This is a genomic window from Neokomagataea anthophila (assembly GCF_018122595.1).
GTDB classification, from domain to species: domain Bacteria; phylum Pseudomonadota; class Alphaproteobacteria; order Acetobacterales; family Acetobacteraceae; genus Gluconobacter; species Gluconobacter anthophilus.
The window spans coordinates 344,991-363,224 of the sequence record NZ_JAGRQH010000003.1 but is presented as its reverse complement, the minus strand read 5'-3'; the positions used below and the strand labels follow the sequence as shown (position 1 = coordinate 363,224).

The window sequence follows — 18,234 nt, the reverse complement described above, 5'->3', positions numbered from 1 at the left end:
CCAACCCAGCAAGAGAAAAAATTTCCTGCTGGGTTGGTTGTTAAGTTAGGAATATTTGTCCTTGGCGCGGTAATAGGCGCCAACAACGGGCATGAGATATGTGGCAATTCCGTAGGCAGGTATGGGTTGCCATGGGCGGTTCCAGACAGGAATATCCACATGTGCTCCGGAAAGCTTAAGGCCCAGAAGGTGCCCAAGGTGAACGGACATCTGAACGCCGTGCCCGCTCAACCCCATGGCATAAGTGACGCCATTCCATTCACCAGCATGAGGTAAACGATCGATGCTCATGTCGACGTTACCGCCCCAGCAATAGTCAATTTTTGTCTGTTCAAGCTCAGGGTAAATTTCGGTGAGGGCGGCATGTAAAATCTGCCCCGATTGGATGTCCGATTTTTCACTGGACTGAGAGAAATTTGCCCGTCCGCCAAAAATTAAACGCCGGTCTTCAGTTGTTCGGAAGTAATTATGGATGTTGCGGGTTGTGACGACATTCCTGCGCCCTGGTAGAATGCGTGTGAATAATTCTTCCGGCATGGGGGCTGTTGCAACAATGAAGCTACCCACCGGCATGATGCGACGGCGAAACCAGTTCGGTGCTTTCCGGCTCGTGCCTGTTGCGAGCAAAACATTTTGCGCCTGAATGACGCCAACAGAAGAAAAGACTTCAAACACGCTACCCGTGTGGCGAAGGCGTATCATGGGCGTGTTCTCAAAAATTTTTGCGCCGGCTTTTATTGCTTGGGCCGCAAGATGACGTCCAAATTTTCCCACATGCATCTGTGCGCTTTTGCGATACAAAATACCGCCTTCAAACGTCGTAGATCCACCGATCTCAGCCGCAACGGCGTTACGGTCCAAGAAATTGGTCTCTGGGTCAACATGACGCTTAACGGCCTCTTGGTCTGCGCGTAGGCTGGCCAGATGCTGAGGCGTCCAAGCCACTTTCAGCTTTCCGCAGCGGCGGAAATCACAGTGGATATTGTGGGTTGCAATGATCTTTTCAACGGTATCCACCGCGTCATCGAAAAAACGGTACAAAGCAACAGCTTGCTCCAGCCCGTATTTCTTTATCATGGCCTGAAAATTGCCGGCCGTCCCGTTATTGATATGTCCGCCATTTCGGCCAGAAGCATGGCTGGCAATTAGGTCTGCCTCAAGCACAACAACACTTTTACCCGCTTTGGCGAGAGTCAGAGCGGCGGAAAGGCCCGTAAAGCCAGCGCCGATGATCACCACATCGGCTTGCGTTGGGAACTCTGTAAGAGCGGTACCGGATACTGGTGAAATATTGTCCAGCCAGTAAGGAACAAGTTTCATGATATGATCTCCGTCAGGAGGTGCAGGGGGAGGGAGGTGATTCTAGAGAGGAATTTTTTGTTTCTGGCGCCCATATATAGCTGATCAAGAGGCCTGCTAGCATGAAGCCCGCAGCTATAAGCATCATGGATTGTAGTCCCAACCGGTCATATCCCAGCGGCAGCAGGAATGTTCCAAAGGCCGCACCTAATCTGCTAAACGAGCAGGCCATGCCGACGGCACTTGCGCGAATGGCCGTTGGGAACAACTCATTCGGATAGACGAATTGGAGTCCGCTTCCGGCAGCTTCGGATACCGAATAAAGAATAAAACCTAAAAATATCACCCAATTGTTCGGGTAAGGCGATATACCAAGAAGCAAAAGGCCAGCCATGCTGATGGCAAACGTGCTAATTAATAATAGCCGCCGTCCTATGAGGTTGATCAGTCCCAGTGTTACAGGAAGGATGCCCAGAATGGTCAGGCCTGTAATACAGAATGATCCTAATAAAGCATTTTGGACATGATACTGACGTAAAAGTTGAGCCTGAAGCGTATGAATAGCAAACCCCGGAGCGCTTTGTAGGATCCAGAAGGCGCTGACAAAGACAACGGTGCCCCGATAGGGTGATTGAATAATTTGCAGAAGGGACAACGGCCCCTGACTTTCGGCTTTAGGGAAGATGTCTGTCCTCAGATAGTCGCGCAAAATGCTGCGAGCGTCTTCGATACGCCCGTTCTGAATGAGCCAGCGAGGGGATTCAGGAAGTCCCAGCCGTAGGCAGAAGAGTATCAGTGATGGAACCGCACTAGAGGCGAGCATGACCTGCCACGGCACACCCGGAAAGAAGGATAATCCGTACCCCACGGCATAGCTTGTTGTGTAACCGCCCCACCAAGCCAAAATTAGTCCGGAAAGCACAGGACCTCTGAGTTTACGCGGCATGAACTCAGTGACGTAAGATGTTGCGATGGGGTAATCTGAGCCGACGGCAACACCAAGAAGAAAACGGAGGCCGACCAAAAACGGTAAGCTGGAACATCCTCCTTGCAGCAGGGAGAGGACTAAGAAAGCTGCAATATTGAGTGTAAAAAGAGGCCGCCGCCCAAGACGGTCTGAGACTGTGCCTCCGAGCATTCCACCGACCAACACCCCCAAAAGCGCCGCTGCACCGACGAGGCCTGTTTCTCCTCCGGTGAGATGGAGTTCCCGCACAATAGCAGGAAGAGCAATGCCGACAATCCCAAGGATATAGCCGTCACAGAACGGACCACCAGCAGAAATCAGCGCCAGTTTTGCATGAAAGTTCGTTGGTCGCAGATCATCCAGTGTCGTAGGTCCAGAGGAGGAAGGTTCAGGTATCATGATGGGGCAACCTCCACGTCCTTTTAGAGTTCATTCAGATGTTCAAAGCGTTGGCTATAGCTGGGTCTTTTATGACCCGGTCCAGTACGGAGATAATGCCGTCACAGAGCTGGTCTATTTCGGAAATTGTGCTGCATAGTGGCGGCGCAAGGCCGATGACGTCGTCGCCAAAGGCTCGGAAGAGAATGCCTTGCTCATAGCCATAACGGCTCAGTTTACTGGAAATACCAAGCTGAGAATTTGGTTTGGTTTTGGCTGATTTGTCCGTGACCAGCTCAATACCGGCCAGCATACCGAGAGATCGGGTTGTCCCGACCAATGGGTGGTTGTCAAACTCACGTAGGCGTGTTGCAAGATGCGCACCGACATGGGTTCCGTTTTCAAGTAGGCCGCCTTCATACAAATCCAGAACGGCGAGGCCGATAGCGGCACTGACCGGGTGGGCACTGTAGGTTTGGCCGTGTCCGACGGAAACGCCCGGTGGTGTCTTGTCGCGGATTGTCTCGTAGATCGTGTCAGACAAGAATACGCCTCCCATGGGGGCATAGCCAGCCGTTAGGCCTTTAGCGACTGTCATCATGTCTGGCTCGATATCTTCATGAGCACAGGCAAAGAGTGGTCCAGTTCGTCCGAAACCGGTAATGACTTCATCAACGACAAATAAGATATCTAGAGCACGGCATGCGGCTTGCATGGCGGTTGCCCAGCCTTTCGGTGGAACAATGACGCCACCAGACCCTTGAACAAGTTCGCAATAGAAGGCCGCCACATGCTGTGGGCCACCAATTTTTGCAATTTCCGCATGCAGTGCCTGTATGGAAGCATTAATGATGGCATCAGCATTGGGGCCCGCAGGGTGACGGTAAGGATCAGGGCTTGGAATATGGTGCTGCCATGGGAGCGGTACATCCGCGTCACGATGAAAGACGGGGAGTGCAGTCAGGCCAGCGCCCACAAAGGATGAGCCATGATAGCCCTTCTGTAGGCCGATGATATGGCGTTTTTCAGGGGTGCCCCGAGCATGTTGATAGTAACGGATGAAGCGGAGCGTACTGTCTACAGCATCGGAACCGCCGAGGGAGAAATAGATATGATTAAGGTGCCCCGGCGCATGTTGTGTCAGCCGTGCTGCGAGTTCAATGGCGGGCTCACTTGAAAAGCCGAAATAGCCGGTAGCATAGGGCAGTTTTTCAAGTTGGCGTCGGCCAGCTTCGATGACGCTTTCGCAACCATAACCGGTATTGACGCACCACAGACCAGAAAACCCGTCTAGAAGGCGGTTTCCTTTGCTGTCTGTTAGCCAGACACCCTTACCGGATTCGAGAATGGTTGCACCGCTGGTTTCGTGACCCTGCCATGATGAGACAGGATGAATGAGATGTTCGCGGTCAAGCGAGACGAGACGTGGCGTATCCATGATGTTTCCTGCACTAATCCTGACCACCGATCATTGCGCAAACTCTGCAATATGTAATGCAAGAAAAGACGGCTTCCGGAGCAGAAAATGCTGTAGGTGCGGCCTAGATAGCAGGGATATTCAAATATGTGTCTGGGGTGTTTTGCCGTTTGCCCCATGTGAGCAACCTGCGCACATTATACCATTGCCGCAATGGTTCTGTGCAGGAAGAAATGATGACAAGTATCACCTTTGACCCAAATTGTGTGGTGTTGCCAAACGCACATTTTGTAGGTGGAAAGTTATTGAAAGGTGAAGGGAGTATTCCCGTTCATGCTCCCTCAGATGGTCGATTACTCTGTCATCTGCCGGAAGCTGGAGAAACTCTGGTAGATCATGCTGTCTGTCTCGCTCAAGATGTACAGACCTGCTCCGGATGGGCGCGTTGCGCTCCTCGGGAACGGGGGCGTGTCTTACGACGATGGGCAGAGCTTGTGGAAGAAAATGCGGTCGAACTGGCCCGTCTGGAGACGGTGTGTTCGACGCGTCCAATTGCTGAGACAACGGCCTGGGATGTTCCCTTTACAGCTGAGGGGATTCGTTTTTTCGCTGAATATGCCGATAAGCTGGGTGGAGAGGTGGCGGCTACGCAGCATGATCTATTGGGTTTGGTTCTGGCTGAACCATATGGGGTCATTGGCGCAATTGCGCCGTGGAATTTCCCTTTGGTCATGGGGAGTTGGAAAGTCATTCCAGCACTGGTGGCGGGGAATGGTGTGGTACTCAAGCCCTCAGAAATGACGCCCTTTTCAATTATTCGACTGGCGGAACTGGCCGTTGAAGCTGGCGTGCCTGCAGGCTTGTTTAATGTCGTTCAGGGCACGGGGCCGATTACGGGAGATGCTCTGGCTCGACACCCAATTTGTGGAAAGCTGACATTTACAGGCTCCACACGGACGGGAATTCAGATCATGAAGGCGGCAGCTGACAGTGGCCCCAAACCCGTCACACTTGAGTTGGGTGGAAAAAGTCCGCAGATCGTTTTCGATGATATTCGTAACGTAGATGTTGTTGCAGACCGTATTCTCCGTGCTTTTACCGGAAATGCGGGGCAGGTCTGTGTTTCTGGCTCGCGTCTGATCGTTCAAAAGGGAGTTCATGATGCCCTGATGGAGAAAGTCCTTGCTAAGGCGGCAGGGCTAACCAGCGGAAAGCTTGAACATTCCGAGACACGATATTCTCCTATTATATCGCAACTTCAGGCTAAATCTATTGAGACGACTATCCAGGGTAGTGTGCAGGAAGGTGCATCTGCACTCTTGCCGATGAGACGGTTAGATGGACCGGGAGGTGCGTTTCTCTCCCCGTGCATTCTTTCGAATGTTACACCGCAGATGCGGGCTGTAAAAGATGAACTTTTTGGGCCAGTTTTAACGGTCCAAACATTTGAGGATGAGGCAGAGGCGCTGTCCTTAGCGTCTCATGCGACGTACGGGTTGGCAGCGGGTGTCCATACAACTGATTTGGGGCGGGCCATGCGTGCAGTGCGCAATTTGAAGGCTGGTACGGTCTGGGTCAATCGGTATGGCCGTTCATCCGACTTTGTAATTCCCACAGGTGGGTATGGCGGCTCAGGAATTGGCAAGGATCTTGGGCGGCAAGCTGTAGAGGCAAATTTGCGCTATAAAAGTGTCCTTATGGCGTTTGAGAGCTAAGCCATGGACCTCGCAGATCTCATTAGTTTGCGCAAAGACCTCCATGCTCATCCAGAGTTGAGGTTTGAAGAGTTTCGAACGTCTGACATCATTGCAAATGTTTTGATGTCTCAAGGATATCGTCCGTCGAGAGGGTTAGCCAAAACGGGGGTTATTGCTTCTCTCCAAGGGAAAAATTCTGGGCCATCTATCATTTTGCGCGCTGACATGGACGCTCTGCCGATTGAGGAGCGGGGCGATCATGCGCATGTTTCGCGTCATGTTGGGCAGATGCATGCGTGTGGGCATGATGGCCATATCACGATGCTTTTGGGAGCGGCTGCAGCATTAGCTATGAACCCACCGGAATGCGGGACCGTTCATTTTGTTTTCCAGCCAGGGGAAGAAGGGGGGGCGGGGGCAAAAGTGATGCTGGATGAGGGCTTGTTAGAGCAATGTCCCGCTGAACGTGTCTTTGGGATGCATAATTGGCCTGGACTTCCTGTAGGGTCTATGGCGACCTGTACAGGAGCGATTATGGCAGGTGGCTGGCGGTTTATCGTCGAAATAAAGGGGCAGGGTTCACATGCCGCGCAGCCTCATCTTGGGCGCGATGCACTGACAATTGGGACAATGTTTGTTCAGGAAGCGCAAGTACTGGTGTCGCGTCGTTCGGATCCGTTGGTCCCCGCTGTTTTGTCCATTTGTACGTTCCATTCAGGCGTGGCGGATAACATTTTGCCTGAAACCGCCACGTTGGGCGGTACGATCCGTGCTTTGGATGCACAAGTACTCGAAGCGTTGAAAGCAGGGATGACCCGTTTGGCCATAGGGCTAGCGCAAGCACATAATGTTACTATTTCAGTACATTTTCATCAGCCTTACCCCGTAACCGTGAATACAACAGACGAAACCGCACAGGCTCTTGCTGCGATGAGGCAGGTTGTCGGGGAGGAAGGTAAAGTTGTTTCGGATATGACACCGAGTATGGCCTCTGAAGATTTTGGTTTCATGCTCGAAAAAAGACCGGGTGCATTTGTCATGCTTGGTAATGGGGCTTCAGCGCCCTTGCATGCTCCTGATTATGACTTTGACGACACGATTATTTCGCAAGGCATCGCGTATTGGGTGGCGCTCGCCCATGCATGTCTGCGTATTCATTAGGATAGGTGACGATGACGATTCACAAGATAGCAATTCTCCCCGGTGATGGCATTGGCAAAGAGGTGATGCCGGAAGCCATCAAGGTGCTCGATACTGTCGGGCGCGTGTGTGGGATCGGGTTTGAGTATACCCATTTTGACTGGAGCTGTGAGACTTGGCTCAAGACCGGTCAGATGATGCCTGAAGACGGCATGAGCCAGTTAGCGCAGAATGATGCCATTCTTTTGGGGGCTGTCGGTTATCCGGGAGTTCCAGATCATTTGTCACTGTGGGGGCTTCTTCTTAAGATCCGAAGGGAGTTTGATCAGTATGTGAATTTGCGCCCTGTGCGGCTATTACCGGGCATTCCTTGCCCATTGGCAAATAAAAAACCGGGGGATGTCGATTTTTGGATCGTGCGGGAAAACATTGAAGGAGAATATTCTCAGGTTGGTGGGCGGTTTGCTGAGGGGACGGCTGCCGAAGGAGTTGTTCAGAGCGCCGTCTTTACGAAGCTCGGTACCGATCGTATTTTGCGCTACGCCTTTGAGTTGGCACGGAAAATGGCGCGCCCTCATGTGACGTCTGCTACGAAGTCAAATGGCCTGTATCATTCGATGCCTTATTGGGACGAGCGATTTGCGGCTATTGGAGCCGAATATCCAGATGTCCAGATGGACCAATACCATATTGATATTCTCGCAGCTCGTTTTGTGATGTCTCCGGAGCGTTTTGATATTGTAGTCGGCAGTAATTTATTTGGTGATATTTTGTCTGATCTGGGTCCGGGCATGACCGGAACTATAGCGGTTGCCCCATCAGCCAATATTAATCCAGAGAAAAAATATCCCTCCATGTTTGAACCCGTGCATGGGTCAGCCCCAGATATTTTTGGGCAGAATATTGCGAATCCGATTGGCCAGATCTGGTCAGCATCCATGATGTTGGACCATCTTGGAGAATACGAGGCCGCAGCGCTTATCCTAAAGGCGATGACGGATGTTTTGTCTCAGAAAAATACCCCTCGAACACCAGATATGGGGGGGAAAGACGCCACCTCTGATGTAGGGAGCGCAATTGCTAATGCATTAGCTACGGGCATCTAATATCTCCTAAGGAAAAGATGGGAAAAACATTATAATAACGAAACAATATACCGAGTGAGACATAGAAACGGGAGAATGAACTGTACTGAATATGCAACGAATTGTCTGGCAGAAAAAATGTAAATATGGTTCTCCGCATGCTTGCGGAGAACCGGCTACTGATGGGAACAGGCATGTCAGATTCAGCGCAAATGTTCGTTCTTCAATGTTGTAGGCATCAGCTTTTTTCCCAAGCCCGTAAGAAGCAGGGGCGTCTGGTTGCACTCACGCTCTCAACGTGGCTCTCCATTCAAGGTGCTGGTGCTGCCGAGGTTACGCATCAGCGGCAGGCACATCATGCTAAAATAGCGGTGCCGCACGTTTTTAAGCCGATTAACGCTCAAGCCAGTTCTGCATCTATGCATCATGATGTCGAAGCTCACGCGACAGAAAATATGGTGGTTCACAGGGATGCGCCTTCTGCTACGGGCGTAACGAATACGACGCCTGGAGGGGGACTTATGCCGCCGCAAACTGTGGCAAAATCCCGCAGTGGGATTACACGTGATTTTATTGCGAAGCAGAGCCCAACTGCGAATCCTGTATCGATGATCGCTAACCTTCCCGGTGTTGTTTATTCTGGTAATGATCCTCTGGGAACGAATGATGATCAACAAGGCCTCAGTGTACGTGGCCTTGATCAAACGGAAATTGGATATCTTTACGAAGGGATTCCGGCTGCCGCTCCCGTCTACCTTCTACCATACACATCTTCTACGGCAGATAATGAAAACATCCAGAATATTACGCTAACGCAAGGGTCTCCGGATATCACGTCACCCTTGTATAATGCTGTGGGTGGAGAGTTAACGGAAAGTCTACGTGATCCGTCACATAAATTCGGTGGTTTGGCCAATTTTTCCTATGGCTCATTTAGCTTGAAGCGGGAATTTATCCGTTTGGATACCGGAGATATTGGTCATACGGGTATTCGTGGGTTTCTGTCTTTTTCGGCGAGAACGGCGGATGAATGGCGTGGTGTTGGCCAGACACGGCGCTATCATGTGGACGGAAAATTTATGAAAGAATGGGGGGATGGAAATAAATATTCCTTCGTATTGTCATATAATGACCCACTTCAATACTATTTGCGTGCACCCACGAAGTCCTTATGGGAAAATTATGGCGTTAATTATAACTATGCTGATAAATATATAAAAGGAAGTTCAGATTATTATAAGCTTCAAGAGAATTTACATCGTACTCTTATTCTTGGTACGCCAGTTCATCTGAATTTTGGGCATGGTTTTAGCCTTAATACAACACCATATTTTAGCTATGCTACCGGTTATGATAATGGCGGCACAGTAATTTCAAGTACTGAAAGCTATTACGGAAATCAAAGAGCCGGTATTCTGCAGAATACCGGCGCGAAAAATGATAGCTATTTTTCGGCAATTTCGATTGATAAATACAAACTTTATTATAGTGGAATTAATACAAATATTACATGGAAAAGAGGAGGAAACTCTCTGGCTGTTGGTTATTGGTACTCTTATTTTGATCAAGCTGAGCCATCTCTCTACGAAGCCTTAGGTCCAGACGGGCAGGTGTCGAGTATGTCTGGACAATGGGCGATCAGAACTCAAGATGGATCACTCCTTTCTCAATATAATATTCACCTGATTCAGCAGACGAACTCCTTATTTATCAATGATACTTATAAGGCTTTGAATGACCGTCTCATACTAACAGCGGGATTTAAAGAAACTATGATAACCCGCACATTAACCCAAAATATTCCGGGAGCGAATTATAGAAATGGACAGAGTGAAGCAGCGCCCCAGCCTCAGATTTCTATGAGTTATAAAATAACTCCCAATGACCAAATGTATATCAACGGCACGACATCTTTTCGTATGCCAGCCTCTATCATGTCATATGCAGATCGTTACAGTATTTCTAGTGGTTCACAGACGCGATCTCATACGGTTAATCCTAAATCCGAATACGCAATTGGTGAAGAAATTGGCTACCGTCACACGGGTCTTGTCAGTGTAGCTTTGGCGCTGTTCAATTATAATTTTACGAACCGCCAGATCAATACAACGACGTATGCAAGCGGGACCCCTGTTACAGAATCGATCAACGGTGGCGGGCAGACAGCACGCGGCGCTCAAGTTGAGTTGGGGGTGCGGCCTTGGCACCATTTCAGCCCGTATGTTTCCGCACAATATTTGCACGCGACAACGGATAATAATCTAAAAGTTGGCAATGATTACATCCAGTCCGCAGGAAAAGTGGCAGTAAAAAGTCCAAAGTTCACCGTTGCTGTTGGCTTATCCTATGATGATGGTAGTATTTTTGGTGCCTTTAATATGAATTATGTCAGTAAGCAGTATTCAACATTTATTAATGATCAAAGCATTCCATCCTTTGAGACATTTAATATTAATTTTGGATACCGATTTCGGAATTATTTGTATCTAAAGCATCCTCAAATTCAATTTAATCTAATGAACATTGGTAACAATGGGTTTCTCTCTGGGGTCAGTGGTCTTAGTATGAATGCCAATCCAACAAAAGGTGTTTATGGCAGCATGATTGCAGGAAGTTCACCGACGTATTTTGTTGGGGGCGGCTTCGCGGGCGTTCTCTCTTTCACGGCTGGTTTTTAAAGGTAGGGAGCTTACTGGCTATGACACGCAAGCCTAAAATTCTGACATTCGATGTGGTCGGAACACTCATTGACTTTGAGCAGGGCATGAAAAATGCCCTCAGTAAAGTTCTTGGGGCAGCTAATAATACGCTCGATTTTGAAGCGTTTCTGACCGAGTATCGTGTATTACGGAACCGCTCAGACAAGTTGCTGTTCCCGGAAGATTTGGCGCCGATCTATTTAAGTTTAGCAGAAAAATTTAACCTCCCGACAGGTCATGGGGAGGAGAAAGTTTTTGTTGAGAGTGCCGTGTCTTGGCCCAGTTTCAGTGACAGTGTAAAGGCCTTGAAAAGGTTACAAAAGCATTTTCACTTGGTAGCTATGACCAATGCCCGTAGATGGGCATTTGATAGCATGGACAAGACGCTTGAAGCCCCTTTTTTTAAGGGATTCACAGTAGACGACAGTGGAAGTGAGAAACCTGACCCGGACTACTTCACCTATGTTCTGGATCAGCTTGCTCTAGAGGGTTACACCAAGGACGATGTGCTGCATGTCGCTCAAAGTCAGTTCCACGACATCGGAATTGCGCGAAAATTAGGTTATACTGTGTGCTGGATAGAACGTCGAAAAGCTGTCGGGGGCGGTTTTGGGGGAACTGTTGCCGTTCAAGAGCTTACAGTACCAGATTATCATTATCTGAGCCTTGCGGAGTTAGCCGATGCCGCTGACTGTGGTGAACTTATTATAGTTTCTTGATTACGCCACCGAATCTGCTGCGCAGAGAAAATCATTCAGCATATTTCTCTGCGTAGAGAGATATTTTGCATCAAAAACCCAGTTATTTTGTGTTTATATCGAAATGAAGTTGGTATTTCATCTGGCTTGTAGGACAATATCGAGGGCGTAAATGACTTCTTTTGATCGGACGTTCTGTTTGGCTGTTACGCGTGCTCGCCTCCTCATGCACTTCGTTTTTTGAGGAACGAAAATGCGGTCGGCACCTCCCCTCGATCGGCGCACTGTTCTGAAGGCGTCTGGGCTTTTAGTGTCAGGAATGGTAATGGAGCAGGGAAAAGCTGCTCCTATTTCTGGTGGACATTTGAAAGTTGCCGGAGCCGTCGGATCTGCTGCGGAAACACTTGATCCAGCTCGTCAGTCCATGGCCACGGACTACATCCGTGGGCATTTATTTTATGACGGTTTGGTTTCGTTGGATGACACGCTCAATCCACGGCTAGCGCTTGCTGAAGCGTTGGAAAGTGATGATTTTCTAGTATGGCATGTCCGTTTACGCCGCAATGTTCTATTTCATGATGGAACGATTCTGGCGGCGGAGGATGTGGTTTTTTCGCTCTTGAGACATCAAGATCCAAGAGTCAGCTCACAACAATATGCGCTTGCTAAGACGATACAGTCTGTGCGGGCCGTAGCTCCTCTTTCGGTAGAAATTGTTCTTAATGCCCCCAATTCTGATTTCCCGGCTATTTTGGGAATCAGTAATTTTGCCATTATCAAAGCGGGAACGGTAAACTTCAGTACTGCGAATGGGACAGGACCGTTTTGTTGCAAGGAATTTACACCAGGTATTCGGGTTCTGGCTTCGAATAACCCAGAGTTTTGGGGAGAAAGTCCTTATCTCGATAGCGTTGAATTAATTGCCATTCCCGATGAGATGGCACGGCACAATGCGCTGATGTCTGGTGATGTAGATTTAATTGCAACGGCGAACCCGCGCCTCGTTCCAATGCTGAAGGACGGGGGGTTTGGCGTTATCGAAAGTCCCGTGGGGACCTATACGGATTTGTCTATTCGGCTCGATCAGCGGTACGGTCGCTCGTCAGATTTTGTCGAAGGTATCAAGCTTCTTCTTAATCGTGAACAGATTCGGCAGTCTGTTTTTTTAGGTTTTTCACGGATAGGTAATGATCAGCCCATTCCACCGGAAAGTCCGTATTTCAACCATCAAATAACTCCACGCGCGCATGATCCAGATAAGGCGCAATTTCTACTAAAGCGGAGTGGTTTTTGGGACGAGACTCTTCCGTTGGTCTGTTCTCCAGCAGCTTTAGCTTCGGTCGATATCGCGGTTGTTCTGCAGTATGCGGCTTCCCAGATCGGTCAGAAAGTCGCCGTGCAGCGTGTTCCCGCAGATGGGTATTGGACGCAATATTGGATGAAGTCGTCCTTAGGGTTCGGTAATATTAATCCCAGGCCGGCTCCGAGTTTAACCTTGGGAGTTGGCTTTGCCAGTCTATCACCTTGGAATGAATCTCGGTGGTGCAACCCGCATTTTGACCGCCTTTTAGATGACGTAAAATCCACACGGAATGAGGCCATAAAGCGTCAGATTTACTGGGATATGCAGGAGCTTATTGCGTCTAGTTCAGGGGTATGTATCCCGAACTTTACGAATAGCTTAGATGCGTATGCGCCGTATGTTTGCGGCCTTCGTCCCAGTCAAGCTGGGCAGTTGATGGGCTATGATTTTGCCCGTTCCGTCTGGCTTAATACCGTTCGGGGGAGGAAGGCTTGAACAGTTCGATTCCAACGCTGATCGGCCGACGTTTCCTTGCAGCGGCTGCATCGCTAATTTTTGTGATCGTAATGGTTTTTTCTATTACAAATATCCTACCGGGCGATGCGGCGGATGCTCTTTTGGGGCAGGGGGCAACACCGGAGGCTGTAGCTGCGTTGCATCATGATATGGGTCTTGATCAACCTGCCTTCTTTCGCTTTTGGTCATGGCTTTGGGGTGTTTTGCATGGGAACTTTGGTCACTCCTTATTAAATGGTTTGTCCGTTGCCAAGTCTATTGGGCCGCGCCTATATAATTCACTCCTTCTCGCGGGTGCATCAGCTGCGGTTTCTGTGCCGGTTTCACTTTTTCTGGGCATGACATCTGCGATTTGGAAAGATACGGCTTACGATCGTATCGTTTCAGTAATAATATTGGGGATGGTATCCGTCCCTGAGTTCGTTATTGCGACGATGGCTGTTTATATTTTTGCGGTACGCTTGCATTTATTGCCTGCTTTAGCTGATGTGAGCAGTGTTCATTCGCTGGGACAGTTTCTCACGGCATTTTTCATGCCTGTGGCCAGTCTTGCGCTTGTGACCCTCGCGCAGATGGTACGTATGACACGTGCAGCGATGGCCGATACGTTATCGGCCGCTTACATTGAAATGGCTCTTCTCAAGGGGGTTGGCCCAGCACGACTGATTTTGGTGCATGCTATTCCGAATGCGATTGGCCCCATTGTAAACGCTGTGGCGCTCAGCCTTTCCTCCCTACTGGGAGGAGTTGTGGTGATTGAGGTTGTGTTCACATACCCTGGAATTGCAGGCCTGATGGTAGATGCCGTGAGTTCGCGTGATGTCCCTATGGTACAAGCGTGTGCGCTGGTTTTCTGTGTGATTTATCTCTTGCTCACGACATTTGCAGATATTGTGACGATCTTGTCTCTTCCAAGGGGGCGCAAAGCATGATTGTCATGTTTGGAAAGTTGCGTAGTAAGCATGACCGCGCTGTCTTACTGATTGTGTTCTGGCTCTTATTGGCTCTTATAGCGCCTTTGTGTTCCTCTTATGCGCCGGGAGGAATTGGTAGCCAGCCTGTTTTTTCAGCGCCATCAGCAGAGCATATTTTAGGGACAGATTACCTTGGTCGCGACACGTTCGCGCGGCTATTGGATGGAATCCGGCACACGGTTTTTTTATGTTTTGCGTCCACATTGCTTTCTTGCTCACTCGGCACGTTTATGGGGATTGCAGCGGTTACGTCTAAACCTTGGGTGGAAGCACTCATGGGACGAATTGCTGATGGATTTCTCTCAATTCCGAGTCTTTTATTCGCTTTATTGATCATCGCTGTGTTCGGAACATCAACTGCGGCTCTGATTATAGCAATGGGAGTTATTTACATGTCAGGGGCCTACCGCACGAGCCGTGCGCTGGCTCAAAGGATCGTGCTTCTTGATTTCGTGACTGTAGCACGTGCGCGCGGTGAGAGCATGACGTACATTATCATTCAAGAAATTTTGCCCAACATGGCCGGTCCAATGATTGCTGATGTGGGGTTGAGATTTATCTACTCAGTTTTGTTGCTCAGTAACCTTAGCTTTTTGGGAATTGGCGTTCAGCCACCGGGAGTGGATTTGGGCTCTATGGTCCGAGAGAACATGCTTGGGGTGGCCTATGCTTCGCCCGCCATGATCGGCCCCGTTCTTATTATTGGGGTGCTGACGGTTGGAATTAATATGGCGCTAGATTCCGATGGTAGGAAGGGTTGAATATGACGGCTATTATTCACGTCAAAAACCTTAAAATTGTTGGACGCCGTGGGAAAGGAGCTGAACTCCCAATTGTGCAGAATGTCAGTTTTTCAGTGCAACGTGGAGAAATGTTGGCCCTCATCGGGGAGTCTGGTTCGGGAAAGACTACAGTGGCACTTTCGCTCCTCGGTCATATCCGCAATGGGTGCCGTATTGCCGGGGGGGAGATCCGAGTTGCAGGATATGATGTGATGGCATTGACCCCACATGAGCGTCGCTCCATGCGGGGAAGAGTTGTGAGTTATGTTGCGCAGAATGCGGGCAGTGCTTTCAATCCGGCATTATCGATTATGCCGCAGGTGGTTGAGACGGCATTGGTGCATCGTATTCTTCCGAGAAAAGATCTGGAGGCCCGGGCTATCACTTTATTTCGGGCTTTGGCGCTTCCTGATCCGGAAACGATCGGAGAGAAATATCCGAGTGAACTATCGGGCGGTCAGTTGCAACGTTTGATGGCGGCTATGGCTTTGATTACGGACCCCGAGGTTATCGTTTTCGACGAACCGACAACAGCGCTTGATGTCACAACTCAGATTGAAGTGCTTGCGGCATTTAAAACAGTGCTCGCCGAGCGGAGTGTCACGGGGGTGTATGTGACGCATGACCTGTCAGTTGTGGCACAGATTGCTGATCACGCAGTGGTCCTGAAAGATGGAGCTATTCAGGAGGCTGGTACGGTTTCAAAGATACTCTTTCAGCCTGAAGATCCGTATAGCCAGGCGCTTCTTGCTGCTGCAGAACCTCGTTCTAGGCAGACAAAGGACGCTGAGGGGGCAGAACGAAGTAATCTGCTAGAGGTCCGCGACTTAGTGGTGGGTTATGGTCGGTCCATACGTACGGGTTCGCTGGAGAAAGTGGTTGTCAATCATGCCAATTTCAGTGTGCCAAAAGGTGGCATGCTAGGTGTGATTGGTGAGTCAGGCTGTGGGAAAAGTACTCTCGCACGCGCTATTGCCGGGCTGCAGCCTTGGGCTGCGGGAGAACTCCTTCTTAATGGGGTGTCGCTTTCTGGTGATGTGAGAGCGCGGACGGCAGAACAACGCCGCCACTTGCAACTTGTAGCTCAAAATGCCGACAGCGTCCTGAACCCTGCAAAACCGATTGGTAAAACTCTTGAACGTGTTGTCAGGTTCTATGGAGGTTTACGGGGAGAAGCCGCTACACGCCGTGTGAATGAATTATTGGATATGGTTCGCCTTTTGCCCTCTCTAGCTGCCCGGTTTCCGTCTGAGCTCTCTGGTGGCCAGAAACAGAGAATTAACTTTGCACGCGCATTAGCGGCGGCCCCGCAGATTGTACTGTGTGACGAGATCACAGCGGCTCTAGATACGGTCGTTGCAGCCGCCATTCTGGATCTGATGAAAGAGTTGCAGCATGATCTTGGGCTAGCGTTTATTTTTATCACCCATGACCTGCATGCTCTTCAGTCTATCTGTGATCGCGTGGCCGTTTTGTATGCGGGACAGGTTGTAGAAGTAGGAACAGCTGACGCTTTAGGGGTAGGCATTCATCACCCTTATACGCGGCTGTTGCATGGTTCCGTTCCTCTTATGGATACAAATTGGCTTGAGGCAACACGGACACGGCGCATGGCAGAAGCACTGCCAGAGATGACCTTTGATCCCACATCGTCTGCCTCTGAGTTATGCGCTTTCCTTGCGCGCTGCCCTGATCGTGTTGGCGGCCTTTGTGACAGAGTTCCTCCCGCAGCATTCAGCGTTCCGCATGGTCCCAGAGTTCTGTGCCACCTTCCTGCATTTCAACGCCCGGAGTCTTTGACATGACGTTTTCCTTGAACGATCCAGATCTTTTTCGCCAGACAGCCTTTCTCGGAGGAGACTGGAAAACATCCGTGAGCGGCAAAAGTCTGACGGTGGATAACCCCTCAACAGGGGAGATGATTGGTACTATTCCTGCATGTACAGCGGCAGAAACGCACGCAGCCATTGAAAGCGCCCGGCTGGCACAAGCAACATGGCGCCGTAGCTCTGCGGCAGAACGTGGCGGCCTGTTAATGGCGTGGCACCAATTAATGTTGGACCACACAGACGATTTGGCCCAGATTATGACCCTTGAACAAGGCAAGCCACTTGCGGAAGCCAAGGGCGAAGTGGTTTATGCGGCGTCTTTCCTCAAATGGTTCGCCGCTGAGGCCGAACATGTGCAGGGGGGAGCGTTGGCTCCGACGGCAGATCGGCGGGTTATTATTCTGAAAGAGCCTGTGGGGGTAACGGCCGCCATAACGCCTTGGAACTTCCCTCTCGCCATGATTACGCGCAAATGCGCACCAGCCCTTGCTGCGGGATGCAGTATGGTGCTCAAGCCATCGGAATTAACACCATATTCGGCTTTGGCTCTTGCTGTTCTGGCGGAACGCGCAGGCCTTCCGAAAGGACTACTGTCTGTCGTGACGGGTTATGCACAGGAGATCGGCCCAGAACTGACATCCAGCCCTGTTGTGCGGAAGCTTTCCTTTACTGGTTCCACGAAAGTGGGAGAATTGCTGATGCGGCAGTCTGCGGACACTATCAAGAAACTCAGCCTTGAGTTGGGCGGAAATGCGCCCTTGATCGTGTTTGATGATGCTGACCTTTCAGTCGCGGTGTCGGGAACAATGGTGAGTAAATTCCGTAATGCTGGACAGACTTGCGTGTGCGCAAACCGTATCTACGTTCAATCCGGTATTCATGATCAATTTTTGCAGAAACTCGCTGAAGAAGTGGCAAGCTTGAAAATGGGTGATGGCTTTGATCCACAGGTACAAGTTGGACCTCTGATCAACGAATCTGCCGTTGTTAAAGTGAAAGAGCATGTGGACGATGCTTTGGCAAAAGGAGCTCGCATTATCGGTAAGCCTTTAGAGATTAAGGGGCGTTTTGCCTCTCCTGTGCTATTAGCCGATGTCACTGCTGATATGCGGATTGCGAGAGAAGAAACTTTTGGACCGGTTTTGCCTGTGTTTCGCTTTGACGATGAATATGACGCCGTAAAGCAGGCCAATGCGACGCCATTCGGACTTGCGAGCTATTTCTTTACCAACGATATTTCAAGAGGATGGCGTGTTGGTGAGGCTCTGGATTTTGGGATGGTGGGCCTGAATACTGGGTCAGTTTCTATGGTTTCCGCACCTTTTGGGGGCATCAAGCAATCAGGGCTTGGTCGCGAAGGTGGAGCACTGGGACTTGAAGAGTTCTTGGAAGTAAAGAGCTTCCACATTGGATTGCCTGTAGCGTGATTGTGCCCACATAAGAAGGAGTA

At 49.9% G+C, this 18,234-nt stretch carries 13 protein-coding genes; 10 read left to right on the top strand and 3 right to left on the bottom strand.

Translation table 11 applies throughout. The features are described from left to right. Positions 1–45: 45 nt before the first annotated feature. Genes KB213_RS06970 through KB213_RS06960 form a run of 3 tightly spaced genes read right to left on the bottom strand, consistent with a single transcriptional unit; the run spans position 46 to position 4,082 of the window. Positions 46–1,320 (bottom strand): NAD(P)/FAD-dependent oxidoreductase, encoded by a 1,275-nt coding sequence (locus tag KB213_RS06970; RefSeq protein ID WP_211681562.1) that lies wholly within the window; start codon positions 1,318–1,320, stop codon positions 46–48. 13 nt (positions 1,321–1,333) lie between these two features. After that, the gene (locus tag KB213_RS06965; protein WP_211681560.1) at positions 1,334–2,665 is read right to left on the bottom strand and encodes an MFS transporter; all 1,332 of its coding nucleotides are present in this window, start codon (positions 2,663–2,665) and stop codon (positions 1,334–1,336) included. Between the two features lie 34 nt (positions 2,666–2,699). After that, the gene (locus KB213_RS06960; RefSeq protein WP_211681558.1) at positions 2,700–4,082 is read right to left on the bottom strand and encodes an aminotransferase class III-fold pyridoxal phosphate-dependent enzyme; all 1,383 of its coding nucleotides are present in this window, start codon (positions 4,080–4,082) and stop codon (positions 2,700–2,702) included. 212 nt (positions 4,083–4,294) lie between these two features. Here KB213_RS06960 and KB213_RS06955 point away from each other — a divergent pair, with 212 nt between their 5' ends. The 10 genes from KB213_RS06955 to KB213_RS06910 all read left to right on the top strand — a co-directional run bounded on the left by KB213_RS06955 (position 4,295) and on the right by KB213_RS06910 (position 18,211). Further along, positions 4,295–5,776 (top strand): aldehyde dehydrogenase family protein, encoded by a 1,482-nt coding sequence (locus KB213_RS06955; RefSeq protein WP_211681556.1) that lies wholly within the window; start codon positions 4,295–4,297, stop codon positions 5,774–5,776. A 3-nt stretch (positions 5,777–5,779) separates the two neighbouring features. Then, positions 5,780–6,919 carry an amidohydrolase gene (locus tag KB213_RS06950; RefSeq protein WP_211681554.1) on the top strand — a complete coding sequence of 380 codons (1,140 nt, stop codon included), beginning with the start codon at positions 5,780–5,782 and terminating at the stop codon, positions 6,917–6,919. A gap of 11 nt (positions 6,920–6,930) precedes the next feature. Further along, positions 6,931–8,004 carry a tartrate dehydrogenase gene (locus KB213_RS06945; protein ID WP_211681551.1) on the top strand — a complete coding sequence of 358 codons (1,074 nt, stop codon included), beginning with the start codon at positions 6,931–6,933 and terminating at the stop codon, positions 8,002–8,004. Positions 8,005–8,177: 173 nt separating this feature from the next. Next, positions 8,178–10,661, top strand: a complete 2,484-nt coding sequence (locus KB213_RS06940; protein WP_249110309.1) for a TonB-dependent receptor — start codon at positions 8,178–8,180, stop codon at positions 10,659–10,661. A gap of 20 nt (positions 10,662–10,681) precedes the next feature. After that, entirely contained in the window at positions 10,682–11,401 is a 720-nt protein-coding gene (locus KB213_RS06935) for an HAD-IA family hydrolase (RefSeq protein ID WP_211681549.1), read from the top strand. 232 nt (positions 11,402–11,633) lie between these two features. Next, complete coding sequence (locus KB213_RS06930) at positions 11,634–13,178, top strand: ABC transporter substrate-binding protein (RefSeq protein WP_211681547.1); 1,545 nt, start codon at positions 11,634–11,636, stop codon at positions 13,176–13,178. Next, a complete protein-coding gene (locus KB213_RS06925; RefSeq protein ID WP_211681546.1) occupies positions 13,175–14,131 on the top strand; it encodes an ABC transporter permease in 957 nt (318 codons plus the stop codon). The genes KB213_RS06930 and KB213_RS06925 overlap by 4 nt, the downstream gene beginning before the upstream one ends. Further along, on the top strand, positions 14,128–14,934 hold the full coding sequence (locus KB213_RS06920) for an ABC transporter permease (protein ID WP_211681544.1): 807 nt from the start codon (positions 14,128–14,130) through the stop codon (positions 14,932–14,934). The genes KB213_RS06925 and KB213_RS06920 overlap by 4 nt, the downstream gene beginning before the upstream one ends. 2 nt (positions 14,935–14,936) lie before the next feature. After that, entirely contained in the window at positions 14,937–16,760 is a 1,824-nt protein-coding gene (locus KB213_RS06915; protein WP_211681542.1) for an ABC transporter ATP-binding protein, read from the top strand. Next, entirely contained in the window at positions 16,757–18,211 is a 1,455-nt protein-coding gene (locus KB213_RS06910) for an NAD-dependent succinate-semialdehyde dehydrogenase (protein ID WP_211681540.1), read from the top strand. The genes KB213_RS06915 and KB213_RS06910 overlap by 4 nt, the downstream gene beginning before the upstream one ends. Positions 18,212–18,234: the final 23 nt, after the last annotated feature.